Here is a 24,436-nt window from a genome sequence, read left to right on the forward strand (position 1 = left end):
AGGCGCCGGTCAGGGGCGCGGGGGCAGCGCCGGGGGGACGAGCCGGGGGCGGTCGGCGGGGTTGGGAGTGTGCGGGGGGTTGTGCTCCAGGCGCTCCAGCGCGACGTCGATCGCCCGCTCGAGCTGGCTGTCCACGCCCCGCGCGTAGTCCTGCGGGGTGATGTCGACCTCGATGTCGGGGTCGGTGCCGTAGTTCTCCACCCGCCAGCCCACGTCGTCGAAGGCGAAGGAGAACTCGGGCTGGGTGGTCACCGTGCCGTCGGCCAGCCGGTGCCGCGGCCAGATGCCGATCACCCCGCCCCAGGTGCGCTTGCCGATCAGCGGGCCGAGCCCGAGCAGCTTGAAGGTGTGGCTGAAGATGTCGCCGTCGGAGCCGGCCCACTCGTTGGTGATGCCCACCAGCGGGCCGCGCGGCGACTCGGCGGGGTAGGGCTCGGGCACGCCCCAGCGCGGGAAGTCGTACCCGAGCCGGTGCCGTGCGAGCTTCTGCAGCAGCAGCCCCGAGACGTGGCCGCCGCCGTTGTAGCGGACGTCCACGATCAGCCCTTCGCGGTCGTACTCCGCCAGGAAGCCGCGGTGGAACTCGGCGTAGCCCTCGGGGCCCATGTCCGGGATGTGGACGTAGCCGATCCGGCCGCCGGTGCGATCGTGGGCGCGGGCGCGGTTGGCCTCCACCCAGTCGCGGTAGCGGGCCGGCTGCTCGTCGGACACGGCCTTGACGGTGATCGTGCGCGCCGGTCCGCCGTCGCGGGCGATGGTGAGCTCGACCTCTTCGTCGGCCTGGTTGACCAGCAGCCGCGCCGGTCCGCCCGGCCCGGTGACCGGCTGTCCGTTGACGGCCAGCACGGCGTCGCCGGGGCGGACGTCGAGGCCGGGACGGTTGAGCGGCGAGGTGGCCTCCGGGTCCCACGGGTCTCCGGTGACGATGCGGGCGATCGTGTGCAGGCGGCCGTCGTAGGCCCAGTCGACGCCGAGCTTGCCCTGCCAGTAGTGCGGACGGGGCCGGTACTCGCCGCCGCTCTCGTAGGCGTGGGAGGTGCCGAGCTCGCCGTGCAGCTCCCACAGCAGGTCGGAGAACTCCCCGCGCGTGCCGACCCGGTCGACCAGTGGCAGGTAGCGCTCGTACACGCCGTCCCAGTCGATGCCGGCCATGTCCTGGTCCCAGAAGTTCTCCCGCTGCAGCCGCCACGCCTCGCGGAACATCTGCCGCCATTCGGCCTCCGGGCAGACCGACACCTTGACCCGGTCCAGGTCGATCCATCCCGAGGACCTGCCCGGCCCGTCGTCGTCCGGTGGCGCCTCGCCGGCCTTGATGACCCGCAGCCGCCGCCTGGACCAGTAGAGCAGTGTCGTGCCGTCGCGGCCCAGCCGGAAGTCGGAGACGCCGCCGGTCAGCGCGTCGCATTTCTGCCGGTTCAGGTCGTAGGCGTGCAAGGTGCCGGAGGGGGCCTCGGGGGCGTACTCGTCGCCGAGGCCGCCCTCCACCGGGAAGGAGGTGAACAGGACCTTGTCCTTCAGCCCGGCCACGCGCTCGTAGCGGCCCTCGGGCACCGGGAAGGCGACGACCCGCCGCTCGATGCCCGCGAACTCGATCTCCAGCGCGTCGTCCTCCTCGTCCTCCTCCCCGGGCTCGGCCTCCTGCGCGTTCTTGGCGGCGCCGTCGTTCCCGCCGGCCTCGGCGGGTTCGGCCGCCGGCCGGTCGCCGGACCGCGGGGCGGCGTCCCCGTGTTCCTGCCCGTCCTCGTCCGGGTCGTCGGTGTCGTGGCCGGCCGTGTCGTCCTTGGGGGAGGCGGACTCGGCCGACAGCGGGCGGGGTTCGGGCACGAACGGCGAACCGACGTCGGGGCGCAGGGCGATGGCGTACGGACGGGTGCCGAGCGGGAATCCCAGGTCGAACTGCAGCGCGTCGTAGACGGGGTTGAATACCCGCTGGCCGATGAAGTAGAGGTAGCGGCCTTCCGGATCGAAGGCGGGCCGGCGGTCGCACAGCACCGGCCGGGTGGCCCGGTAGGTCTCGCCTGTGGCGACCCGGCACAGTTTGATCGCCGTGGTCTGGGCGGTGTCCGGGCAGGTGTAGGCGAGCCAGTGCCCGTCGGGGGACCATACGGGGTCTTCGATGCGGCCGAACCGGCTGCTGTCGACGACGGTCATCGTGGCCGTCGCCCGGCCGCCTCCGCCGTCCGTCCCGGACTCGCCCCCGGGCGCACTGTTCGCACCGTCCGTTCCCGTGGCCGGGATCGCGTCAGGTCCGCCGTCCGTCCGGTCCGCCTCCGCCGGCGGTGCCTTGTCCATGGTGCCGTCGGGCTCGGCCGCCGCGGTGGCCGCTTCGCTGTAGGCCGCTTCGCCCGCTTCGGCCGGTGCGGGAACGTCCGCTTCGCCGTGTGCCGCCGGCGCGGCCTCCGGTTGGCCGGCGCCGGTCTCACCCGAGCCGTCGGTGGCAGCGCCGTCGGCGGGGGAGGAGCCGCCGGGGGACAGTTCGATCAGGAGCAGCTCGTTGCGATGGTTGGTCAGCGCGATCTTGTCGGCGGCCGGGGAGACCTCCAGCGCGATCGCGCGCCCGGTCTCCAGTTCCGGCAGCCGGACCGGCGGGACGCTGCCGTCGGCGGTCAGCACGACCAGCACCTCGCGGTCGCCCTCGTCGCTGGCCGCCGCGACCAGCCTCCTGCCGTCGCCCAGCCAGCTCAGCAGCCGGTAGCGCACGCCGTCCGGCTCGCCGTGCTGGCGCACCGGCCCCTCCCAGCCGCCGAACGAGTACGCCTTGCCGCGCGTGGTGATCGCCAGGCCGCTGCCGTCGGGGGAGAGCCGGGCGCTGTCGAGGTAGGCGGCGGCCGGGACGAACCGGCGGTTGCGCTGGGTGCGCGAGCTGCCCAGGCGCACCTCGACCCGGCGCGGGCCGCCCTCGCCCGGGTCGAGCACGTACAGCTCGGCCCCCGCGTGGTAGACCAGCCGGGTGCCGTCTCCGGACAGGTTGCGCGCGTAGTAGTCGCCGTGGTCGGTGTGCCGCCGCAGGTCCTCGCCCGCGGGGGTGCAGGAGTAGACGTTGCCCACCCCTTCGTGGTCGGACAGGAAGTACACCCGGTCCCCCGCCCAGCAGGGGGAGGCGAGGTTGCCCGCCAGCGAGATCAGCCGGGTGAACTCGCCGTCGCCCTCGCGGTCGACCCACAGGTCGCCCACCGTGCCGCCGCGGTAGCGTTTCCAGCGCGCCGGGTCGGCGGTGTTGCGGCCCAGGACGACCGCGCCGCCGGGACCGTAGGAGATGGAGTTGGCCGGCCCGTGCGGCAGGCGCCGGGAGACCCCGTCCATGTCGAGGCGGTACAGCCACCTGCGCCGGCCGAACGGCTGTCCCTCGTCGCTGGCGTAGATGACCGCGCCGTCCCGGTCCCACCCGGTCACCGTGCACAGCGCTCCGTCGTAGGTCATCCGCCGGGCCGTGCCGCCCTCGGCGGGCATGACGTAGACCTCCTCGGGGCCCTCCTCCCGGCCGACGAAGGCGATCTGCGCGCCGTCGGGGGAGAATCGGGGGTAGCCGGCCTCCGCTACCCCGGCGGTCAGGCGGAAGGCCCGGCCGCCGCCGGCGGACACCATCCACAGGTCGTCTTCGGCGGTGAAGACCACGACGTCGCCGAAGATGGTGGGGAAGCGTACGTACACGGACATCGAACCTCGCGTTCGGGACGGGCCTCCCATGATCAGGCACCCGGCCCCGCCGCGTCGAGCCCACCGGCGATCCCGTACAGACGGCCGGGCGGTGCTGTCACGGCCGCCCTCTTGGGCCGGGGCGCGGCGCCGCGGAGGGACGCCGGCCGCGCGGGGAACGCCTCTCCCCGCTGCCGCGCGACTCCCGGATGCGGGCGGGGCCGTCGCGGCGCGCGGGGCGCGGGCTCGGCGGCGGGGGAGGGGTGCCTGATCTCGCCTGCTAGGCGGGGGCCCTGCTCAGGGGAGTGCCCGGCGTGCGGCGCGGGGCCCGTCCGCGCTCACCGGGCCTGTTCGGCGCCGGCCTCGCGCCTGTCCTCTTCCTCGCGTCTGTTCTGCTTGATCTCGCGCGTGGCCTTGATGGCGGCCTTCTTGGCCTTGCCGGTGGCCTTGCTCGACTTCTTCCGGTCTGCTCCCGCCATGATTCCCCCTGTTTCTCCGGGTTTTCTGCCGACAATGCGTCATATTCGGCGCATCACGCGCGTTAAATACCCAACAATGGAGTTAACCACCCATATGGCTATTTCGATGGCAGAACAGGGCGTTGGTCGGATCGGAGGGAACCGGTGCCGGCCGCTTCAGAGCAGGGTGAGCTGCTCAGGCCCGGCGGGGGCCTCGGCGGCGGCGCGCGGCCCGGTGCCTCGGGTGGCCGCAGGGGAGGAGCGCACCATTCCCGCGCGTCGTGCCAGCTCGTGCACCTGCCGTGCCACCCGCGCCTGGTAGGACTTGGAGGCGTAGGCGCCGCGGCCGTACAGCTCCAGGTAGCGGGGCACCAGCCGGGGGTGCTCGCGGCCCAGCCAGGACAGGAACCACTCGCGGGCGCCCGGCCGCAGGTGCAGCACGATCGGCACGATGTGCGTGGCGCCCGCCTCGGCGATCTGCCCGACGGCGCGGGCCAGCGCCTGGGGCGAGTCGGTGAGATAGGGCAGGATCGGCGCCATCAGCACCCCGCACCGCAGACCGCGCCCGGTGAGCGCGGCGCAGGCGTCCAGCCGTGCCTGCGGGCGGGGCGTGCCGGGCTCGACCGCACGCCACAGCTCGTCGTCCACGAACCCGACCGACAGCGCGGTGGACACCTCGGTCACCTCCGCCGTCTCGGCGAGCAGGTCGAGGTCGCGCAGGATGAGCGTCCCCTTGGTGAGGATGGAGAACGGGTTGCGGGCGTCGCGCAGCGCGGCGATGATGCCGGGCATCAGGCGGTAGCGCCCCTCGGCCCGCTGGTAGCAGTCGACGTTGGTGCCCATGGCGATGGAGTGGCCGCCCCAGCGTGGCGCGGCGAGCTCTCTGCGCAGCAGCTCGGGCGCGTTGACCTTCACGATGATCTTGGAGTCGAAGTCCCGCCCGGCGTCCAGGTCGAGGTAGGTGTGCGTCTTGCGGGCGAAGCAGTAGACGCAGGCGTGCGAGCAGCCGCGGTAGGGGTTGACCGTCCACTCGAACGGCACATGCGAGCTCGCCGGGACCCGGTTGACGATCGAGCGGGCACGCACCTCATAGAAGGTCATGCCGCGGAACTCGGGTGTGTCGAAGGTCCTGGCGACGGCGTCGCGGGCGAACAGCGGAACGTCGGCGGTGTCCTGCCCGGCGTCGGTCAGGCGCAGGTCGTCCCAGCGCATGCCCTCGATTAGAACAGAGGTTCGACACAGATCGCAACTGTGCCGAACGCCCGCCGAACCCGCGGTAAAAAGCGGCCCTCGAAAAGGCTAAAGATCTTCGTGGTTGGGCAGAACGTCGGCACACCGCTTGCGTCGCCGGGAGGTGCGGCATGGCCTGGTCGCAGGACGAGGAGCGAATGCTTGCCCAGATCGAGAGTTACCTCACCGATGATGACCCGCGCCTCGCCGCCCGGCTCGAGTCGTTCAACGAGCGTGTCGAGCGCAGGGAGACCCAGACCAGGAAACGCGCCGCTCGGGCGGGCCGGGGCCGTCGCCGTCCCAGCCGTTCGACGATCATCATCCTGGTGAGCTGGCTGCTGATCGCCACCTTGATCGCGACTTTGCTCATCATGGTCTTCCGGCACGACGCCGCCGCCCTGCCGATCTGATCGTACGGAGCCGCCGTCCGGCGCGCCCGGCCGCCGTCCGCACATGCGCGATCAGAGGCTTGCGGCGGGGGGAGCAGCGCCCTGCTGCCGTGGCCCGGCTTCGACCGCGTCCCAAGCCGCCGTCACCGCCTACGGAGCATCCGGGCGGTCCGCGCCGCGCCACCCACGGGCCCGGTCGCGCAGGCGTGCAGATGCAGGTCGGCCGCGTCCTGCACGGCGAGGTCAATCGGTGCATGACACCTGGACGGCAGACGCTCGGTCACGTCCTCACTGTCAGCCGGGCAGGGCGCGCAGGAAACGGGCGGCGGCCGGCGCGGCCACCTTGCCGCCCATGCCACCACCTTCGACCACCACGGCGAAGGCAACATCGCCGCGGTAGCCCATGAACCACGCGTGGGAGTCGAGCTCGGGGCCGGTGCCGAACTCCGCGGTGCCCGTCTTGCCCGCCGTGCCCTTGGGAAGGCCGGCACGCGCGGCGGTGCCCTTGGTCACCACGGCCGCCATCATCGACCGCAATTGCGGCACCACCGTCTCCGGCAGCGGCTGGGGCTGGACCTTCTGCTTGATCGAGGGCACCAGGGTCGGCGGGCGCCAGGTGCCGTCGGCGACCGCGGCGGCCACCGTCGCGATCACCAGCGGGCTGGCGGTGATACGCGCCTGGCCGAAGGACTCCGCGGCCAGCTCGGCGTCGCCGGCCGGCTCGGGCAGGCTGGCCTTGGCCGCCGGAACGCCGATCGACAGCGGCTGGTTGAACCCCATCTTGGTGGCGATCTCCCGCAGCTTGCCGCCGCCCAGATGCTGGGCGGCCAGCGGGGCGAAGGTCGTGTTGCAGGAGTGGGCGTAGGAGTCCAGGAAGCTGAGCGAGCCGAACGCCTCGTGGTCGGAGTTGCGGATCGACAGGCCGCCGACGTTGGCCGTCTTGGGGCAGGTCACCTTGCTATCCGGGGTGAGGCCCTCGGCGAGCAGCCCGGCGGCCGTGATCGTCTTGAAGGTCGAGCCGGGAGGGTAGCGCCCATCAAGGGCGCGGTTGAACCCGCCGCGGTTGTTGACCACGGCCAGGATCTCCCCGGTGGACGGGCGCACCGCCACCAGCGAGGCGGGCTTGGACAGGTCGCGCACGGCCTCGACGGCCGCCCGCTGCACGGCCGGGTCCAGGCTGGTGCGCACCGGGGAGCCCGGGGAGCCCTCGAACGTCTGCAGCGTCCGCAGGGACTTCTTGCCCGAGGCGTCCGTGACGACGATCGCGCTGGTGGGCGTTCCGGCCAGTCGCTTCTGGAAGGTCTCCTGCAGGCCGCCGCGGCCCACGGGATCGCTGGGCCGGTAGGCCGAGCCGAGCCGGGTGACGTCCTTGGCGGTGGCCTTGTCCAGGTAGCCCACCAGTTGCTGGACCGACCCGCCGGCCTCGCCGGTGTCGATGCGCCCCCCGGAGGCGTCCTCGATCGCCGCCCGCTGCGGCCAGGTGGTCTTCAGAGCGAGGTGGGACCCGGCGGTGAGCGCGGGGTGCACCGCCGCCGGCGTCCAGGCGACCTTCCAGTGGTGGTCCTTGACCACCAGGTCCAGCGAGCCGGTGTAGGTCCACGCGCCGACGTCCTTGAGGGTCATCGTCGCGGTGTAGGCGGCCTTGGCGCGATCGTCGCCGGCGGGGGTGACCGTGCCCAGCCGGATGGCGACCTTCTCGGCCCCGAGCTGCCGGACCGGCTCGGCGTAGGCGGCGTCGAACCCCGGTGCGGGACCGGTGAGATCGGCCTTCATGGCGGCGAGGTCGCCGCGCGACCATGCCGCGGCGAAGTGGCTCGCGGTCTGCTCGGCGCTGCCCCTGGTGTGCAGCACGTAGTAGGCGCCGCCCGCGGCGGCCCCCACCGCCAGCACGGTCACGGCGGAGGTGATCGCGATCGTACGGCCTCGCGGCACGCCTTACCCCCCGGTGTCTGGACGTCGCCACGAGCCTAGCGCGGCCCGCCGACAGGGCTCGCCCCTTCCGCCGAGCCGGGCTCCCCTCCGGCGGGTGCGGTCGCCGGGCGGACCAGGGCCTGCAACGGCGAAGACCGGAGCGGTACCTGCGGAGCCCGGCCGCGATGCGCGTGGGCGGCCCGGTGCGTGCCGGGGGGTGGAAGTGGGGGATGCGTCAGGCGGCCCGCTGGGCCTGCTCCTTGCGGCCGGCGGCGTAGGCGGGTACGTACTCCTGGCCGGACAGCCGCTGGATGGCGGCCATCACCTCGTCGGTCACCGCCCGCCGGTCCCTGGCCCGCGCCGCGTCGCCCTGGAAGGTCATCGGCTCTCCGATGCGTACGCCGATCTTGGCGATGCGCGGCACCGACGCCCCGGGCGGCAGCACCCGCTCGGTGTTGACCATGGCGACCGGGATGACCGGCGCCCCGGTGGTGAGCGCGAGCCAGGCCACCCCGACCTTCCCGCGGTACAGCCTGCCGTCGGGGGAGCGGGTGCCCTCGGGGTAGATGCCGAACAACTCTCCCGCCTTGAGCACCTGCACGGCCGCGTCGAGCATCTGCTGGGCGGCCGCGGCGCTCTGCCGGTCGATGGCCACCTGCCCGGTGCCGCGCATGAACATGGCCATCAGCCGGTTGCCGGTGAAGTACTCGGCCTTGGCCACGAAGGTCACCTGCCGCGGCAGCATCAGCGGCAGGAACACCGAGTCCACGATGGACAGGTGGTTGGACGCGAGGATCGCGGGCCCCGAGGCCGGGACGTGGTGCGCTCCGACCACCTTGGGGCGCCACAGCACGCGCAGAAAAGGGCTGCTGATGATCTTGGTGAGGCGATACAGCACGGACACTCCCGATGTGCGGACGGCCAAGGCCCACCATACGGTTCCGATGGGCAACCATGTGTTACGGCCGCCCACAAAGTGTTACATCGGTGTACAACGAAGCGCCCCGCAAGCCGGGCTTGCGGGGCGCTGACGTTTAGGCCGATGTGGCGGTCGCCTCCTCGGCGAGTTGCACAACACGGCTCCAGCCGAACGGTATTCCGTGAAGGCGGTAATTGCGGCCCGGGGGACACAAACCACATCGGCTCCTCGACGATATCTCACTCGCGGGGGTCGTCGTCCCGCGGCCGAGCCCCCGGCGCGCCCACCGGCGCCGCCCGCGTAACCGCGAACCCGCTCCCACCTGCGCGGACGTCCTTCTCCGCCCCGGCATCGGAAGATCTTGGGGTGCCGGTAGCTTCCCGGCGGTGACCGGTGGTGCGCAGACGCTGAAGGACTTGGTGTACGAGTTCAAGACCAAGGGCCCGGCCTACCGCACCACGGTGCAGACCACGCTGCGCGCCTCCTACACCAACCACTACCGGCGCGGGTTGATCGCGTTGCTGGACACCTTGGAGTTCAAGAGCAACAACACCGCCTACCAGCCGGTGATCGAGGCGTTGGAGCTGGTCAAGCGGTATGCCAAGGCGGGCAGCACCACCTACTACCCGCGCGGCGAGCGGGTGCCTGAGCATCGCGGCACCGCCGGGGCCTGGGAGGACCTGGTGTTCAAGCGCGACAAGCGCGGCCGCCGGCGGGTGGTGCGGATGGTGTACGAGATCGTCACCTTCCAGGCGCTGCGCGAGGCACTGCGGTGCAAGGAGATCTGGGTGGTCGGCGCGGGCTCCTTCCGCGACCCGGAGGAGGACCTGCCCGCCGATTTCGCCGCCCGTCGCGTGACCAACTACGCCGAGCTGCGCAAGCCGCTGGACCCGGCGGTGTTCATCGCCGAGTTGAAAGCCGAGATGCGCGCCGAGCTGGAGGCGCTGGACACCGCGCTGCCCACGCTGGACTGGGTGGAGATCAAGGACCGCAGGTCCGGTGCGATCAAGCTGACGAAGATCGGCCCGGCGGAGGAGCCGCGGAACCTACGCAAGATCAAGAACGAGGTGGGACGCCGCTGGGGTTCGGTGCCGCTGATCGACATGCTCAAGGAGGCGGTGCTGCGCACCGGCTGCCTGAACGCAGTCACCTCGGTGGCGGGCACCTCTAGCCTGGCGCCGGAGGTGTTGGCCGAGCGGCTGATGCTGGCGATCTTCGGGTACGGCACCAACACCGGGATCCGGGCGGTCGCCGCCGGCGGGCACGCCCACAGCGAGGACGACATCCGCTATGTGCGGCGTCGCTACCTGACCCCGCAGGTCGCCGCGGACATCGCGATCGCCATCGCGAACGCGACCTTCACCGCCCGCGACACCGCGCTGTGTTTTCGTCGCCCGCTACCTGCGCCTGCGCGAACTCCAGCGCGAGATCCAGGAAGGGCTGAACGTGGTGGAGGCCTCCAACGGCGCCAACTCGGTCATCCTCTACGGGAAGGGCGGCGACATCGCCACCAACCGGCGCGAGGAACTGGAGATGACCGTGCTGTGCCTGCGCATCCTGCAGGCCGCTCTCGTCTACATCAACACCCTGATGCTGCAAGACGTCCTGGCCGACCCCGAGTGGGTCAAGCTGCTCAAGCCCGCCGACCGGCGCGGCCTGACGCCCTTGTTCTGGCAGCACGTCCAGCCCTACGGTGAGGTGCGGCTGGATGTGGCCAAGCGCCTGCCGCTCGGCGGGCAGGAGCAGACCGGGCGGGCGCCTGCCTCCCAGTAACGCCGAGATCGACAGAAGACGGCCCGTCCCGGGCCGGGCGGATGCCAGCATCGACACCATGAACTGGTGGCGACGCAAGCCCTCCCGGCCCACCGACAGCGACCCCGACCTCGCCGACATCCGCCGCGACCTGGTGTGGAAGTTCGGCGAGGACATCGCTTACGCGATCTGGCTGACCGGCAAGGATCAGACGCCGGCCGCACCCCGACCTGGGACACGCTGGTTTCGTCCGCGTTGATGTCAGTGGCGGTGACGCGAACTCGCGACCTCAATGTGGGAGCCCGGCCTTCCCGGGGCTGTGCCCCGGGGCCTTGCCGGCCGGAGCGGCGATCGGGCAGGACCGCCGCCCCGATATCGCTGGCAGTTCAGACGATCCTGATCCCTTGGATGCGGACCCCACCGGGATGGTTCGGCCAGGTGAACACGGTCCACTTCGGGATCGGCTGAGCCGGCTGCCACCTTCCGTCCCCGTACCACTGGACGCGGTTGTTACCGGTTGAGATCCGGGTGACCCACCAGACATCCTGGACGTACATATCCGTTCCGCCGTTGGCGTAGCAGTAGTCGGCTGACGAGCCGCCGGTTGCGTGGATTGTGGCGCGCACGAGGTCGGTCCGGTCGCCGCACGGGACCTCATTGATCGCGTACGCCGCCGTCGGGAGGGCGACGGCGAGTGAGGCCGTCACCGCGACGGACGCCAGAGTGGCCAGGGCCGCGCGTTTGGTGATGCGTTTCATGGACTTCTCCTTTGCAGTGAGATTCATGCGGTGGAACTGGAGCCGGACTATCCGCAGGCGTGACCAGGAGATCTCTGGCCGCCTGCCGGGGTGGCTGTCTCGCTTCCGATGCGAACATCACGGCTCACGACCGGCTGCGATGCCACAGGGCGTCAGATCTGCCTCAGACGGGCTGGCCAACCGGCCGGATGGTCAGGGTGTTGAGGTCGACGTCGGCCGGCTGGTCGAGGGCGAAGCAGATGGCCTTGGCGACGGGCTCGGGGGACAGGGCGAAGGGCGGGACGCCGCCTTGCCAGAAGGCGGTGTCGGTCATGCCGGGGTTGACGAGGGTGACGCCGATGCCGCGGCTGGTGGCGTACATGCGCAGGTTCTCGGCCATGCCGGTGATGGCCCATTTGGTGGCGGAGTAGAGGTTGGCGGGGCTGTTCTTCAGGCCGGCGACGCTGCCGATGAGCACCAGCCGTCCGCCCGTGGTCTCGAGGTGGGGGAGGGCGGCGTGGGCCAGCAGGGCGGGGCCGAGGACGTTGGTGAGGACCATGGGCGCCCACAGGTCCGGGTCGCCGTCGGCGATGGTGCGCGGATGGTCGGCGGGGATGAAGCCGGCGTTGGCCACTGCGGCGTGCAGGGCGCCGAAGTGTGCCACGGTGCGGGTCACGGCGGCGTGGGTGGCCGGCCAGTCGGCGGCGTCGGCGATGATGCCGAGCAGGCGGTCGGGGTGGCCGGTCTCGTTGAGGAAGGACTTGAGTTTGGTCTCGTCGCGGCCGGTGACGGCCACGCGGTGGCCGCGGTCGAGGAGCAGTCGTGCGGTGTGGGCGCCGATGCCGCTGGTCGCGCCGGTGATCAGTACGGCCTTGCCGGTCATGGTCATACTCCCGGGTGCTGGAGGTCCTGGTGGTGCATCACAGGAGGGCGTCGACGGTGGTGGGCGGCCCGATCACCACGACAAAAGCTGGTCGGACAGGGTCCATCTCCGTGTCGCAGGTCGCGTTCGATTCGCTGATCCCAGGAAACCCGCCTGGCCGGGCGCGAGGCAGAGCGCGTTTATAGGGGGGATAAGCTCAGCCCCCTTACCGTCGGCGCCTGCGCGAACCCTGCGGTTACCGTGGGGGTATGGACGACCGGGCCGACAACCGCGACCAGATCCGGGATTTCCTCGCCATCCGGCGCGCGAAGCTCACTCCGGAGCAGGTCGGGCTGCCCACCGGCGGTCGGCGCCGGGTCCCCGGGCTGCGCCGCGAGGAGGTCGCGGTGCTGGCCGGTGTGAGTACCGAGTGGTACACCCGGCTGGAGAAGGGCCACATCAGCGGCGTATCGGAAGAGGTGCTCGACGCGGTCGCCCAGGCCCTTCGCCTGGACCAGGACGAACGCACCTACTTGTTCGACCTGGCCCAGGCCGCCCGGCCCGCCCGCCGCGCACCTTCGCGCTGCAAGGACGTCCAGGTCCCGCCGCGCGTCCAGTGGCTGCTGGACTCCATGACGATGTCGGCGGCGTTCGCACGCAACGGCCGCCAGGACATCGTCGCCCACAATGCGCTGGCTCGGGCCCTGCTCGCGCCGGTCTTCGACGGCCCTGCCAGCACACGGCACGGCCGCGCCAACCTCGCACGCTACGTCTTCCTCGACCCGGGCTCCCAGCGGTTCTTCGTCGACTGGGACGCGGCCACCGCCGTCAGCGCCGCGCTGCTGCGCGCCGAGGCCGGACGCGAGCCCCACGACCGGGCGCTACGCGACCTCGTCGGCGAGCTGTCCACGCTCAGCACCGCGTTCCGCGGCCAGTGGGCCGCCCACGACGTGCGCATCCGCCACGCCGGCGGCAAGCGGCTGCGGCACCCGCAGGTCGGCGACCTGGAGCTGACCTACCAGTCCCTTGACCTGCCCATCTCCAGCCGAACAGTGTACGACCTCACCATTTACACCGCGGAACCGGGCAGCGCCTCCGAAGAGCGGCTCAAGCTCCTGACCAGCCTGGCAGCCACCCAGCCGGCACACCCCACCAGCCAGCCGCGTTGAAGCGCGCCGACTTGCTCACGGCCTGCAGCTCGGGCACCTATAGCTACGGCGAGCCGCTGCGCTGACCGGGCCCCGCGGACAGGCATTGAACGAACATCACCACGACCTGAACACGCGTTCACCCCAGCATGCCAGCATGCCAGCCAACGTGCCTTTACGTGCCTGGCAAGATCACATCTCCCTGCCCTGCGAAAAGATGCGAACAACCCCAGATAGCCACGGCGACGCCTGTCATCATCGAGGTCCAGGTGTGCTTCGAGAAACGATCTCCCAGGGGGCGGCACGACGAGAGCGTGATCCCCGCCGTGCCAAGCCGATGGCGAGCGGGGGCGCAATCGACCGACTACGCCCCCTCACTCGATCCAATCAGAACCCAGCGCCCGACCTGCCGAAACCGGGCGCCGATCCAATCAGATCCGATCTTCACTTCCGCCCCTCCTTTTCGCCCCCTAAAGTGGCCATCAGAGCCCGCCGGACACCTCCCGGGCCACCTGCGGGGAAGGAACCTGATCGGGCATGGCCGACCGCGTCTACCTGCGGCACTCCACCGACAAGCAGACCGACGCCCGCCAGCGGCACGCCCTGGCCGCGCTGATCGCCTCCGGCACCCCCGTCTACGACGACCCCGCCACCTCCAGCCGCCAGCTCTCCCTGGACCGGGTGGGGTTCACCAAGCTGCTGCACGAGGCCGCAGTCGGCGACACCATCCGCCAGGCGCTCATCTGGGGGCGGATCATCCGCCGTGGCAAGGGCTACTCCATCCGCCTCACCATGCCGCTCGAACTCCACCACGCCGCGCTGCAACAGAGCGCAGCCCTCGCCGCCGAGGGCGCCGGGCCGGCCGAACGCAAGGCCTACCGGGTGTACGCCACCCGCATCACAGCTGCTCAACAGCAGAGGACGCCCGGCAACTAACCACGCCGCTTCGCCGGGCTCACCAGCCCCTGGCCGTACTGATCCGCTACCTCGGGCTCGTTTGGGGCTCATGACACGGTTCTTAGCGGCACCCCATCTTGGGGCAGAATGGGGCCATGCTGGAGACCGGACGACTCCTCCTGCGGCGCTGGACCCCGGCGGATCTCGCCCCCTTCGCCGAGTTGAACGCCGACCCCGGGGTGATGGAGCACTTCCCCGCCCTGCTGACTCGGGAGCAGAGCGACGCCTTGGCCGAGCGGTGCGTCGCCGGCCTCGAGCGGTACGGCTTCGGGCTGTGGGCGGTTGAGGTGAAGGCGAGCGGCGAGTTCATCGGCTTCACCGGCCTGGCGGTGCCGAACTTCGAGGCCCACTTCACCCCGGCGGTGGAGGTCGGCTGGCGGCTGCGCCGCTTGGCCTGGGGCCACGGCTACGCGACCGAGGCGGCGACGGCGAGTCTGGACCACGCCTTCGGGCCGGCGGGGCTGGGCGAGGTCGTCTCGCTGACCGCGACGACCAACCTGCGGTCGGCGGCGGTGATGCGGCGCCTGGGCATGACCCGCGACCCGGCCGACGACTTCGACCACCCGGTGCTGCCCGAGGGCAGCCCGCTGCGCCGGCACGTGCTGTATCGCCTGGACGCCGCCACCTGGCGCGCCCGCCGCCATACGGCGATTGCGGACCGGCCGCAATGACTCCGGAGAGAAGCCGGAAAGTCACGTGAAGTAGCGGACGCCTCGGAGATCTTGCGGCACGCTTGACCCATGGCTTACATCGAGGAACGCGTCACCACCGTCGAGGGCGGCATCACTGAGATCAGAGGCGACATCGCAGTGATCAAGAACACCCAGGCCGGGATGCAGCTGAAGCTCAACCGCGTCGCCGATGACGTCGCCGAGTTGAAGGCCGGTCAGATCGAGATCCGCGACCTGCTGGCCCGCGTCGTGGCCCGCCTGGAGGGCGTACGGGCGTAGGCGGCCCCGCGCGTCCCATCGTGCACCGCCGGCGCCGCCGGTCAGGGGGAGCCGGGGCGTAGCGGGCGGGCATCGGGCATGCGCAGCCGGTCGACGGCCTCGCGGCGGCGGGCTTCGGGCCGGCGGTCGTAGCGTGCGGTGGTGACCGGTGAGGCGTGACCGACCAGCGCCTGGGTGGTGGCGAGATCGACCCCGGCGTCCAGCAGTTCCCCGATGAAGGTGCGCCGGAAGTCGTGCGGAGTGCGCCGGGCGGCGCCGGCCGCGGCCAGGCGGCGGGAGACGATGTCGGCGATGGCCTGCCCGGTCATCGGGGCGGGGCGTCCGCCGGGGGCGCGCAGCCGCCCGGCCTTGTTGATCGGGCAGAACAGCGCTCCGGGCTCGTGGCCGCGCACGGTGAGCCATGCCTCGGCGCGTGCGACGGCCTCGCTGGTGAGATAGACCAGGCGTTCCTTGTCGCGCTTGCCGCGCACCCGTAGCGAGCGGGCGGCGCTGTCGTAGTCGGCCAGGGCGAGCCCGGCGACCTCGGCGCGCCGGCAGCCGGTGGAGTACAGGACGGCCAGCAGCGCTCCGTCGCGGGCTCCGGCGGGGGAGGGGTCGCCGTCGCAGGCGGCCAGCGCGGCGCCGGCCACCTCGGGGGGGACGTGCTGGCCGGCGGGCAGCCGGGTGTGCGCCATGGTGGGCAGGTCGGCGGCGCGGTGGTAGTCCTCGGCGCTCATCTGCCCGAGCCGCCAGGCCTCGCGGAGCACCCGCCGCAGCGCGACCAGATGCTTGTTGAGGTAGGCGGGCGACCATCCCTGCTCGGCGAGGATGGCCCGGATGCGCACGGTGTGCTCGTAGCGCAGCAGGTGCCAGGGCTGGCCCGCGCCGGTGGCGGCGGGGTCGCCGGTGATGACGCGGGCGACCCTGTCGAGGCAGCCGCGCATGGTGCGCCGCGACTCGGCGCTGGTGAGGGCGCCGAGGTAGACCACGTAGGGATCGCCCGCGGGTGTGACGGCGGCGGGGCCGCCCGGTACGGCGGGTACGTCCACGCGCCGATCTTAGCGGTCGATTAAGAATCTACAATGTAAAGGGCGTGGCCGGTTCGTTCAACACCTCCGCCAGATCGGACAACCGTCGCCCACGTGCCACCAGCCCGGCCACCAGCGCCAAGTCGTCGCATCTGCCGCCGGCGCGCGGTGCCCACGCCTCGCGCAGTTCGCGCAGAGCCGGCTCCAGTACGGCGCGCACGGCGGCGGGATGCGGGTGGACGACCGGCCTGCCCCGCCCGGGGCGGCCGCGCGGGGGGTGCCACGGCGTCGCGTCGCCCGGCCCGCCGGCCGGTGGGAACGGGTCGCCGGAGTCGGTGCCGAGCCGCACCTGGCCGTCGCACTCCAGGCGGGCGACCACCCGGGCGGCCTCCGGCTCGGGCAGACCGGCCAGCGCGGCCAGTCGCCGGAGCGTCAGCGGTCCCTGGTGCCGCAGCAGGACCAGGCAGCGGAAGCGTGGCGCGTCCAGGCCCGAGCGGGCCGCGAGGGCGTGCACCAGATGGTCGGCCTGGGCGAGCAGGCGGTCGGTCTCGCGTCCGACCGCCTCCAGGACGTCGACGCGGTCGGTGCGCTGGGCGCGGTCGTCGTGGGACATGGCGTGCTCGCTTCCGTTCGCGGCGGCGGGTCCGGGGCGGCGCCGGGTCGCCGGGGCGGACGGGGCGCTCCCGGCCTGGGGCGGCCGGCGGGGGGCCGGGTGGCCGGCCCGCCCGCCGTGGCCGGCCTCACAGCGGCGCGGCTTGCGTCTGGCCGGAGGACTGGGTGACGCAGCGCATCACGGCGTTGCGGAAGAAGGCGGCGAAGCCGTCGGGGGTCGCGGTGTCGCGCGGGTCGGCGAGGAAGGGCACGATGCCCTTCTCGATGGTGTGGACGTGCGGCTGGGCGGCCAGGTGGCGGGCGATGCCCGCGAAGTCGCCCTCGTAGTGGATCACCCGGACCAGTACGTCGTCCTTGACGAAGACGGCGGTTCCGATCAGCCGTCCGGTCTCTGTGCCGTGTTCGTCGGTGATGATGGGGGACTCCAGCGGTGGGGAGTCGGCGAATACCTTGGTCAGCTCGTCCTCATGTCCGGGTTTGACGCGGAATGTGATGGCGGCGTAGGGCATCGGATACCTCCGTGGTGGGGCTGATGGGTGTGGCGGTGCCGGTCGGCACCGGGTGCGGGGCCGGTCCCGGGCCGGTGTGGTGCCGTGGCCCGGGACCGGCGGGTGGGTCAGTAGGCGGCCACGACCTGGTAGGAGCCGAAGATGCCGAGGTTCTTGTCGTGGTAGCGGGCGAGCGGGGAGGTGGTGGGCAGGTGCTCGGGACTGCGTTCCCACTCGCGGTAGGCGGGCAGGTCGTCCCACTCGCTGAGCACGGCGTAGCGGCGGGGGTCGCGCAGGGAGCGCAGCAGTTCGTTTCCGCGTAGTCCGGGGCGTCCGGCCAGGGTGGTGCTGATCTGGTGGTAGGCCGTCTCGATGGAGCCCTTGTCGGACTCGGGTTCGTTGAGGTAGAGGGCGACGCGGACGCGGCCGGGCTGCTGGGCGGGTCGTTCGTCCAGGCGGGTGGAGACGAGCATGGGGGTCATCGAGGTGCCGGCCGGGTCGCGGTAGGGGTCCAGGCGCATGCGGTTGGCGGCGTGTTCGGGGCTGTGCTCGAACTCGTGGAACCGTTCCTCGTTCTCCCAGTCGCTGGTGACGTAGTAGACGCCGTCCTCGGTGGGGCTCTTGGCCATGGACTGGCCGCGGTTGGCGGGATGGCGGGCGATGGTGGCGGCGATCTCGCGCCAGGTTCTTTCGAAGTCGCGTTCCATGCCGGGGTGGATGCGCATTCTGACCATGACGCGGTAGACGCTGTCGTCGTGCTTCATGCCCACTGTTCTCTTTTCTCTGTGTCGTGTGTGGTGCTTTCCGGTGCCGTGGTGGGGGAGTGGGCGGGGGTCAGGCGGGGGTGGGTGACTGCCGTTCGGCGGCCTCCTCGACCAGTTGCCTGATGCGGTTCATCTGGATCACGGTGTTGTCGTTGAGTCGTTTGGTCATCTGCTTGTCGCTGACGGGGGCGTCGGGGCGCATCTCGAAGTCCTGGACCCATCGCATGCGTACGGCGTCGGGGACCTGGGTGTACTCCCAGAAGAGGTTCATGTACTTGAACCAGCCGGGTTCGACGCGGTGGGCGCGGACGGTGCGGGTGGCCGGGTCGGGGGTGCGTTCGGAGACCCAGCTCCACTGGTTGCCGTCGGCGTCGGGGTGCATGGTGAGCCGGAAGCGGACGGTGGGGCCGCGTCGTTCGAGGATGTCGGTGGCGGCGTACTCGCTGAACAGGGTGGGCCATGACTCCACGTCGTTGGTCATGTCCCACACCAGGTCCATGGGGCCGGCGATGATGATCTCGTTGTCGGTGTGTCCTGCCATGGATGGGTTCCTCCTGGTTCAGGCCGCGAGCCGGCGGTTGACGTAGTCGACGGCCGCCTGCGGGGTCTTCATCTCGTCGACGGCGTCGTCGGGGATGCGTACGCCGAGTTCCTGCTGGATGCGGGCGGCCATCTCCAAGACGGCGAGTGAGTCGTATCCGAGGTCGGTGAAGGGGATCTCCCCGATGTCGTCGGCGAGGTCGAGGCTTTCGGGGACTCCGGCGCAGCCGCCCATGATGCGTCTCATGTCGTCGAGGGTGAAGGTCGTCATGTCGTTCTCCGTTTCCGGTGGCTGGGGAGGTCTTAAGGGTCAGGGTGCGGTGACCAGCAGGGCCGCGTTGAAGCCGCCGTGCCCGCGGGCGAGGACGAGTGCGTTGCGTACGGGCCCGTCTCTGGGGGTGGCGCGCACCAGGTCGAGTTCGCATGCGGGGTCGGCGGCGCGTACGCCGACGGTGGGGGGGATGACGCCGTCGCGGACCGACAGCAGTGCCGTGGCCACGTCGAGTGCGGCGCCGCCGGCGTACAGGCGTCCGGTCATGGTCTTGGGTGCGGTGACGGGTACGCCGTAGGGGCCGAAGACGGTGGCGATGGCGTGTGCTTCGGCGAGGTCGTGGCCGGGTGTGCCGTGTGCGTCGGCGAAGACGACGTCGACGTCGCCGGGGGTGACGCCGGCTTCGCGCAGGGCCAGGGTGATGGCCCGGCCGAGGTTGGAGCGCGGTTGTCGGCCGGGTTCGGGTCGTGGGTCGAATGTGGCGCCGTATCCGGCGATGGCGCCGTAGGGGCGGGCGCCGCGTGCTCGGGCGGCCGTCTCCTCTTCCATGATGAGCATGGCGCCGCCTTCGCCGGGGACGTAGCCGCACGCGTCGGTGTCGAAGGGCAGGTAGGCCCGTTCGGGGTCGTCGCGGGGGCTGAGCATGCCGGTGGCGATCTGGGCGACCAGGCCGTAGGGGCACAGTGAGGCGTCGGTGCCGCCGGTGACCACGATGGTGGCGTCCTGGCGGAGCAGGCGTCTGGCCTGGGCCATGACGTCCAGGCCGCCGGCCTGTTCGGCGCAGATGACCCCGCATGGGCCGCGCATGCCGTAGCGGATGGAGATCTGGCCGGTGGTGGCGGCGTAGAACCAGGCGATCGACTGGTAGACGCCGACGTACTGGGGTCCTTGGCTCCAGAGTTTCTCGATTTCGCGCTGGCCGAATTCGGTGCCGCCGGAGGAGCTGGCGGTGACGACGGCCATTTCGTATTCGGGTAGGTCGCCGGGTTTGACGCCTGCGTCGTGCAGGGCCATGTCGGCGGCGGCGAGGCCGAGGTGGCTCCAGTGGTCGGTCTGTACGGCGAGCCGGCTGGGGACGTGTTCGGTGTCGTCGAATTCGGTGACCTCGCCGGCGACGCGGACGGGGTAGCGGGTGGCGTCGAAGCGGGTGATGCGTCCGAGGCCGCTTTTGCCGTCGAGTGTGGCCTGCCAGTAGGCGTGGGTGCCCAGGCCGTTGGGGGCGGTGACGCCGATGCCGGTGACCACGGGGCGGGTGGCCCGCCGGTCGGGTCGGGGTTCAGTCATGGTGGCCTCCCCGGCCGGTGTCCCCCGGGTCGCGGGCCAGGAGCATCGCCGTCTGGAATCCGCCGAATCCGCTGCCGACGCTGAGGACGACGTCGACGGGTTGTTCGCGGGCGGTGAGCGGCACGTAGTCGAGGTCGCATTCGGGGTCGGCGGTGTGCAGGTTGGCGGTGGGCGGGACGAGGTTGTGGGTGATGGCCAGGACGCAGGCGGCGATCTCGATGGAGCCGATGGCGCCGAGTGAGTGTCCGATCATGGATTTGATGGAGCTGACGGGCGCCTGGTAGGCGTGGTGGCCGAGGGCGTCTTTGAAGGCGGCGGTCTCGTGGCGGTCGTTCTGGCGGGTGCCCGAGCCGTGGGCGTTGATGTAGTCGATGTCGCCGGGGTCCAGGCGTGCCTGTCCCAGGGCGGCTCTGATGGCTTCGGCCATTTCCCGGCCGTCGGGTTTGAGGCCGGTCATGTGGTAGGCGTTGCTGCGGCTGGCGAATCCGACGATCTCGGCGTGGATGCGGGCGCCGCGGCGCAGGGCGGCTTGGCGTTCTTCCAGGACCATGACGGCCGATCCTTCGCCGAGGACGAATCCGTTGCGGTCGAGGTCGAAGGGTCGTGAGGCGTGTGCCGGGTCGTCGTTGCTGGGTGAGGTGGCTTTGATGGCGTCGAAGCAGGCGACGGTGATGGGTGAGATGGGTGCGTCGGTGGCGCCGGCGAGTACGGCGTCGGCGCTGCCTTCTTTGACGAGCTGGTAGCCGTGGCCGACGGCGTCGAGGCCGGCGGTGCAGCCGGTGGAGATGAGTGCGACCGGTCCTTCGGCGCCGCCGGCCCAGGCCACTTCGGTGGCGATGGTGCTGGGGACCATGTACCCGTAGAGCTGGGGTACGCCGTAGGCGGGGTCGACCAGCCAGGTGCGTCCGCCGTCGCTGAGGACGACGTACTCCTCTTCCAGGCCCATGGTGCATCCGACGGCGCTGCCAATGGAGACGCCCAGGCGTTCGGGTGGGATGGTGGTGGTGAGGCCGCTGTCGGTCAGGGCTTCGCGGGCGCTGACCACGCCGAGTTGGGCGGCGCGGTCCATGCGGCGTGCCTCTTGGGGGGACAGGCCGCGGGCGGCCGGGTCGAAGTCGCATTCGGCGGCGATCTGTGAGCGGAAGCCGGTTGCGTCGAAGAGGCTGATGGTGCGGGTGGCGGTCCGCCCGGCGCTGATCAGGTCCCAGAACGCGGGGGTGCCGATGCCGCCGGGGGCGGTGACGCCGAGGCCGGTGATGACGACTCTTCGCTGGTTGCGGGTGCGCCGGGTGGCGGTTCTGGCGGGCCGGGTGCGGGTGTGGCGCCGGGGGGCGGTGCGGGTGCCGGTCTGGCTCACCGCGGGCTCCCTGCCGGGGTGCCGTCGGCGGCCTGTTCGGTGTCGACGTGGCCGAGTTCGGGCCGGGGTGCGAGGGGGCTGGCGTGGAAGACCATGCACGCTTCCTCGTCGCCGGTGTTGTCGACGCGGTGGCGGACGGTTTTGGGCACCATGAGGGCGTCGCCGGGGTTGAGGGTGATCTCCTGGCCGCCGTCGATGCGGGCGGTGACGGTGCCGTGGACGAGGTACATGAACTCTTCGGAGTAGGGGTGGTAGTGCTCGACGAAGTGTTCGCCGGGTTTGAGGTAGGCCACGCCCATGAAGCCGGAGGTGGCGCCGGCGGTCTTGGGGCCGAGCAGTACGCGGATGTCGCCGCCGCGGCGGTGGTTGGGTGTGACGTTGGCGGCGTTGAACTTCTGCAGGCGGATGTCAGGCATGGCCGTCGGCCTCCCAGGTGTAGAAGGGTTCGGCCATGGCGTCTTTGGGTTCGCGCCAGCCGGGGTCGTAGGGGCGGATGTGTTCGGCGAGTCGCTGGTTGATGTCGCCGTACAGGGGGTGGCTGCGTGCCTTGTAGAGGTTGGGCGTGATGTCGTGGTCGGCTTCGACGAGGTGGAAGTAGAGGTCGTGGAAGCGGAACAGCGTGCGGCGTGACACTCCGATCAGGTGTGGCAGGTCGCTCGCGTCCGAGTCGGCGAAGATCTTCGCTACGGCTTCGGTCTCGGAGGGTTCCATTCGCGCGACGATTAGCGTGCGGTGCACCAGATGTCTCCTTTCGCTCGCAAGCAGCAATGCTGCGCGAATCTCCTGGTTTCATGCTGATGCGGCGCTAGTGTCGGAATTGCCGCCTGAAGCGCTTCCCGGTCCCCGCGTACAAGACCGGTGGCCTGGGGCTTGCGTGACGCCGGCCGAGACCTCGACGCCGGCGGGGTTCATGCGGATGGCCCTCCCGTCCCGGCGGTGGCGCAGGCTCGCCTCGATCCCGGTGACCTCCGGGTCGGCCTGCAAGGCCGCTCATGGACCGCAAGTGCGGGCGGCGTCACCGCTCACCGGAGGGCTCGCGCCTGCTGACGAGATGGGCGTACGACCGCTGTGAGCGGTGGTCGAGGGGCGGGTCGGAGTGGCGCTCCCATGCCGCACCGGTGGAGGCCGGCCGGGGTCAGGGGACGCGGACGGCGGTGCCGGTGAGGGGTTCGGCCGGCACGGTCAGCGGCGACGGCCGCTTCGCCGCCGCCTCCGTCGGCATGCCGGCGGGTTCGGGGTGCCCGGGCGCCGCGGTGGCGGGCGGTTCGGGTTCGGCGCGGCCGTCCAGTTCCCGCTCCAGGCATTCACGTGCGTACAGCCGGACCAGTTCGTGCATGGCGTAGTGCACCTCACCCGCCGGGGTGGTGTGCGCCGACAGCAGGCAGCGGTCGGCCAGGCGGGCCAGCAGCCGCTCGGCGTGGCCGCTCTGGCAGCCCAGCAGCGCCGCCGCCCGCCGGCTGGTGACCTGCGGTGTCCGCAGCAGGCTCAGCAGCCGGAACAGGCCGCGCTCGCCGTCGCCGAGTTGCTCGTAGGCGGCGTGGAAGGCGGTGCGCACGTCCAGGTCGGCCACGCGCAGATCCGACAGGCGCGAGCGGGGGTCCTCCAGCCGCTCGGCGAACATGGCCGGGGTGAGGCCCTGACCTGCGGCCAGCCGGGATCCGGCGCACCGCAGGGCGAGTGGCAGCCGGCCGCACAGGTGCACGATGCGCCGGGCGGCGGTGTGGTCGGCCCGGACCCGGTCCGGGCCGATGATCCTGGCCAGCAGCTCCAGCCCTTCGTCCTCGGTGAGGGGGTCGATGCCGATCATGTGGGCGCCGGCGAAGCCGTGCAGCGGGACGCAGCTGGTCACGATGACCGCACAGCCGCCGGAGCCGGGCAGCAGCGGCTGGATCTGGGCGTACCCGGCGGCGTCGTCGAGGACGATGAGCACCTGGCGGTCGCTGCACCAGGTGCGGAACAGCTTGCTGCGCTCGTCGCGGTCGGCGGGGATGTCGGCCGCGGGGACGCCGGCGGCGCGCAGGAACCCGGCCAGCACCTCCGAGGGGTCGGCGGGGGCGCCCGTCCCGCCGAGTTCGGCGAAGAACTGGCCGCAGGGGAAGGCGGCACGGGCCTGGTGGGCGGCGTGGACGGCCAGGGTGGTCCGGCCGGTCCCGGGCATCCCGCTGATGCAGATCACCCGTACGGCGGTCCCGCATCCGGCCGGGCGTGACAGGACGGCGGCGATGCGCTCGCCGGGCTCGGCGCGGCCCACGAAGTCGGCGATGTCGGGCGGGAGCTGGGCCGGTCGTACCGCGGCGGGCGGGGGCGCCTGCGGCGGGACCGCCGGGAGCGGCGGCTCAAGACCCGGGTCGGCCGACAGCAGGCGCTGCTGCAGGCGGCTCAGCGCGGGGGAGGGTTCCAGGCCGAGTTGCCCGACCAGCACCTGGCGCAGGTTCTGGAACACCTCCAGTGCCTCGCCGCGCCGGCCGGCCCGGTAGAGGGCGGTCATGAGTTTGGCGTAGAAGTCCTCGTTGAGGGGGTGGGTGGCGATGAGTTCCTTCAGTTCGCTGATCAGTTCGTGGTGGCGGCCCAGGCGAAGGTCGGCGTCAAGGCGCAGGTGCAGGGCGCGTAGCCGGCCCTCTTCCAGGCGGGTGATCTGCGCCGAGAGCAGTTCGCCCGCGGCCAGGTCGGCGAGCGCGGGACCGCGCCATAGGGCGAGGGCCCGGGTGAGGGTCTGGGTGGCGTGGGCGGGGTCGTCGTGTTCGAGCGCGTTCCACCCGTCGGCGACCAGCCGGTCGAAGCGGTGGGCGTCGATGGTCTCGGGGGCGGTGGCGAGCAGGTAGCCGTACGGCTGGGTGATCACGGTGGCCGGGCCGCCGGTGCCGAGCATCTTGCGCAGCTTGTAGACATAGGTGTGCAGGGTGGGCAGGGCGGTCGCCGGGGGGTGTTCGCCCCACAGTTCGTCGATGAGTTCACGGGTCGAGACGATCTGGTTGTGCCGTAGCACGAGCATGGCCAGGACCGCGCGGACCTTGCCGGCGCTGGGCGTCAGATCGGCGCCGCCGTCGACGACTTGCAGCGAACCGAGAACCCGGAACTCCATGTGATCTCCGCAATCGATCGGCGAGGTCGTCCGGGCGGGCGGCGCGCCGTGCCGCCCTTGGTGCCCGGGTGTGCCTGGTGGA

Annotated in this window: 25 protein-coding genes and 1 pseudogene; 8 read left to right on the forward strand and 18 right to left on the reverse strand. The window is 71.6% G+C overall.

The window, feature by feature from the left end; genetic code table 11:
* Positions 1–9: 9 nt before the first annotated feature.
* The 3 genes from IEY93_RS38565 to IEY93_RS24470 all read right to left on the reverse strand — a co-directional run bounded on the left by IEY93_RS38565 (position 10) and on the right by IEY93_RS24470 (position 5,306).
* Complete coding sequence (locus IEY93_RS38565; RefSeq protein ID WP_229691428.1) at positions 10–3,657, reverse strand: S41 family peptidase; 3,648 nt, start codon at positions 3,655–3,657, stop codon at positions 10–12.
* Positions 3,658–3,974: 317 nt separating this feature from the next.
* Positions 3,975–4,115 carry a hypothetical protein gene (locus tag IEY93_RS24465; protein ID WP_189165459.1) on the reverse strand — a complete coding sequence of 47 codons (141 nt, stop codon included), beginning with the start codon at positions 4,113–4,115 and terminating at the stop codon, positions 3,975–3,977.
* Between the two features lie 156 nt (positions 4,116–4,271).
* A complete protein-coding gene (locus tag IEY93_RS24470) occupies positions 4,272–5,306 on the reverse strand; it encodes an Rv2578c family radical SAM protein (protein WP_189165460.1) in 1,035 nt (344 codons plus the stop codon).
* 149 nt (positions 5,307–5,455) lie between these two features.
* On the opposite strand from IEY93_RS24470, the gene IEY93_RS24475 reads away from it, so the two are divergent.
* Positions 5,456–5,734 carry a DUF3040 domain-containing protein gene (locus IEY93_RS24475; RefSeq protein ID WP_189165461.1) on the forward strand — a complete coding sequence of 93 codons (279 nt, stop codon included), beginning with the start codon at positions 5,456–5,458 and terminating at the stop codon, positions 5,732–5,734.
* A gap of 273 nt (positions 5,735–6,007) precedes the next feature.
* Here IEY93_RS24475 and IEY93_RS24480 read toward each other — a convergent pair whose 3' ends face one another.
* Positions 6,008–7,645, reverse strand: coding sequence for a penicillin-binding transpeptidase domain-containing protein (locus IEY93_RS24480; protein ID WP_189165462.1), 1,638 nt, complete (start codon positions 7,643–7,645; stop codon positions 6,008–6,010).
* 214 nt (positions 7,646–7,859) lie between these two features.
* Entirely contained in the window at positions 7,860–8,522 is a 663-nt protein-coding gene (locus IEY93_RS24485; protein ID WP_189165463.1) for a lysophospholipid acyltransferase family protein, read from the reverse strand.
* A 1,124-nt stretch (positions 8,523–9,646) separates the two neighbouring features.
* On the opposite strand from IEY93_RS24485, the pseudogene IEY93_RS39795 reads away from it, so the two are divergent.
* From IEY93_RS39795 to IEY93_RS24495, 3 genes and pseudogenes are all read left to right on the forward strand, one after another.
* Positions 9,647–9,898, forward strand: a pseudogene (locus IEY93_RS39795) (Tn3 family transposase); the annotation flags it as partial.
* A gap of 73 nt (positions 9,899–9,971) precedes the next feature.
* Positions 9,972–10,316: a Tn3 family transposase gene (locus IEY93_RS39800; RefSeq protein WP_372444500.1), complete on the forward strand. Its 345-nt coding sequence runs from the start codon at positions 9,972–9,974 to the stop codon at positions 10,314–10,316.
* Between the two features lie 58 nt (positions 10,317–10,374).
* Positions 10,375–10,554: a hypothetical protein gene (locus IEY93_RS24495; protein ID WP_189165465.1), complete on the forward strand. Its 180-nt coding sequence runs from the start codon at positions 10,375–10,377 to the stop codon at positions 10,552–10,554.
* 127 nt (positions 10,555–10,681) lie between these two features.
* Here IEY93_RS24495 and IEY93_RS24500 read toward each other — a convergent pair whose 3' ends face one another.
* Both IEY93_RS24500 and IEY93_RS24505 read right to left on the reverse strand, forming a co-directional pair.
* Positions 10,682–11,053, reverse strand: a complete 372-nt coding sequence (locus IEY93_RS24500) for a beta/gamma crystallin domain-containing protein (RefSeq protein WP_111699642.1) — start codon at positions 11,051–11,053, stop codon at positions 10,682–10,684.
* Positions 11,054–11,216: 163 nt separating this feature from the next.
* The gene (locus IEY93_RS24505) at positions 11,217–11,915 is read right to left on the reverse strand and encodes an SDR family oxidoreductase (protein ID WP_189165466.1); all 699 of its coding nucleotides are present in this window, start codon (positions 11,913–11,915) and stop codon (positions 11,217–11,219) included.
* A 248-nt stretch (positions 11,916–12,163) separates the two neighbouring features.
* On the opposite strand from IEY93_RS24505, the gene IEY93_RS24510 reads away from it, so the two are divergent.
* From IEY93_RS24510 to IEY93_RS24525, 4 genes are all read left to right on the forward strand, one after another.
* The gene (locus tag IEY93_RS24510; RefSeq protein ID WP_189165467.1) at positions 12,164–13,063 is read left to right on the forward strand and encodes a helix-turn-helix transcriptional regulator; all 900 of its coding nucleotides are present in this window, start codon (positions 12,164–12,166) and stop codon (positions 13,061–13,063) included.
* 516 nt (positions 13,064–13,579) lie between these two features.
* Positions 13,580–13,978 carry a recombinase family protein gene (locus IEY93_RS24515; protein WP_189165468.1) on the forward strand — a complete coding sequence of 133 codons (399 nt, stop codon included), beginning with the start codon at positions 13,580–13,582 and terminating at the stop codon, positions 13,976–13,978.
* 116 nt (positions 13,979–14,094) lie between these two features.
* Positions 14,095–14,670, forward strand: a complete 576-nt coding sequence (locus IEY93_RS24520) for a GNAT family N-acetyltransferase (protein ID WP_189165469.1) — start codon at positions 14,095–14,097, stop codon at positions 14,668–14,670.
* A 69-nt stretch (positions 14,671–14,739) separates the two neighbouring features.
* Entirely contained in the window at positions 14,740–14,949 is a 210-nt protein-coding gene (locus IEY93_RS24525; RefSeq protein WP_189165470.1) for a hypothetical protein, read from the forward strand.
* Between the two features lie 41 nt (positions 14,950–14,990).
* Here the strand turns inward: IEY93_RS24525 and IEY93_RS24530 are convergent, their stop codons facing one another.
* The 11 genes from IEY93_RS24530 to IEY93_RS24585 form a co-directional block, all read right to left on the reverse strand.
* Entirely contained in the window at positions 14,991–15,977 is a 987-nt protein-coding gene (locus IEY93_RS24530) for a tyrosine-type recombinase/integrase (RefSeq protein ID WP_189165471.1), read from the reverse strand.
* 28 nt (positions 15,978–16,005) lie between these two features.
* Positions 16,006–16,569, reverse strand: a complete 564-nt coding sequence (locus IEY93_RS24535; protein WP_189165472.1) for a MarR family transcriptional regulator — start codon at positions 16,567–16,569, stop codon at positions 16,006–16,008.
* Between the two features lie 127 nt (positions 16,570–16,696).
* A complete protein-coding gene (locus IEY93_RS24540; RefSeq protein WP_189165473.1) occupies positions 16,697–17,077 on the reverse strand; it encodes a SchA/CurD-like domain-containing protein in 381 nt (126 codons plus the stop codon).
* Positions 17,078–17,184: 107 nt separating this feature from the next.
* A complete protein-coding gene (locus IEY93_RS38570) occupies positions 17,185–17,820 on the reverse strand; it encodes an antibiotic biosynthesis monooxygenase family protein (protein WP_203968592.1) in 636 nt (211 codons plus the stop codon).
* Between the two features lie 70 nt (positions 17,821–17,890).
* The gene (locus IEY93_RS24555; protein WP_189165474.1) at positions 17,891–18,361 is read right to left on the reverse strand and encodes an SRPBCC family protein; all 471 of its coding nucleotides are present in this window, start codon (positions 18,359–18,361) and stop codon (positions 17,891–17,893) included.
* Between the two features lie 18 nt (positions 18,362–18,379).
* Entirely contained in the window at positions 18,380–18,631 is a 252-nt protein-coding gene (locus IEY93_RS24560) for an acyl carrier protein (RefSeq protein WP_189165475.1), read from the reverse strand.
* A 39-nt stretch (positions 18,632–18,670) separates the two neighbouring features.
* Positions 18,671–19,915: a ketosynthase chain-length factor gene (locus tag IEY93_RS24565; protein ID WP_189165476.1), complete on the reverse strand. Its 1,245-nt coding sequence runs from the start codon at positions 19,913–19,915 to the stop codon at positions 18,671–18,673.
* Complete coding sequence (locus IEY93_RS24570) at positions 19,908–21,272, reverse strand: beta-ketoacyl-[acyl-carrier-protein] synthase family protein (RefSeq protein ID WP_189165477.1); 1,365 nt, start codon at positions 21,270–21,272, stop codon at positions 19,908–19,910. The genes IEY93_RS24565 and IEY93_RS24570 overlap by 8 nt, the downstream gene beginning before the upstream one ends.
* A complete protein-coding gene (locus tag IEY93_RS24575) occupies positions 21,269–21,688 on the reverse strand; it encodes a cupin domain-containing protein (protein WP_189165478.1) in 420 nt (139 codons plus the stop codon). Before IEY93_RS24575 ends, IEY93_RS24570 begins: the two co-directional genes overlap by 4 nt.
* Positions 21,681–22,010, reverse strand: a complete 330-nt coding sequence (locus IEY93_RS24580; RefSeq protein WP_189165479.1) for a TcmI family type II polyketide cyclase — start codon at positions 22,008–22,010, stop codon at positions 21,681–21,683. The genes IEY93_RS24575 and IEY93_RS24580 overlap by 8 nt, the downstream gene beginning before the upstream one ends.
* A 397-nt stretch (positions 22,011–22,407) precedes the next feature.
* Positions 22,408–24,354, reverse strand: a complete 1,947-nt coding sequence (locus tag IEY93_RS24585) for an AfsR/SARP family transcriptional regulator (RefSeq protein WP_189165480.1) — start codon at positions 24,352–24,354, stop codon at positions 22,408–22,410.
* Between the last annotated feature and the right edge of the window lie 82 nt (positions 24,355–24,436).

Origin of the sequence: Sphaerisporangium melleum (assembly GCF_014646695.1) — a bacterium.
In the GTDB taxonomy this organism is placed as follows: domain Bacteria; phylum Actinomycetota; class Actinomycetes; order Streptosporangiales; family Streptosporangiaceae; genus Sphaerisporangium; species Sphaerisporangium melleum.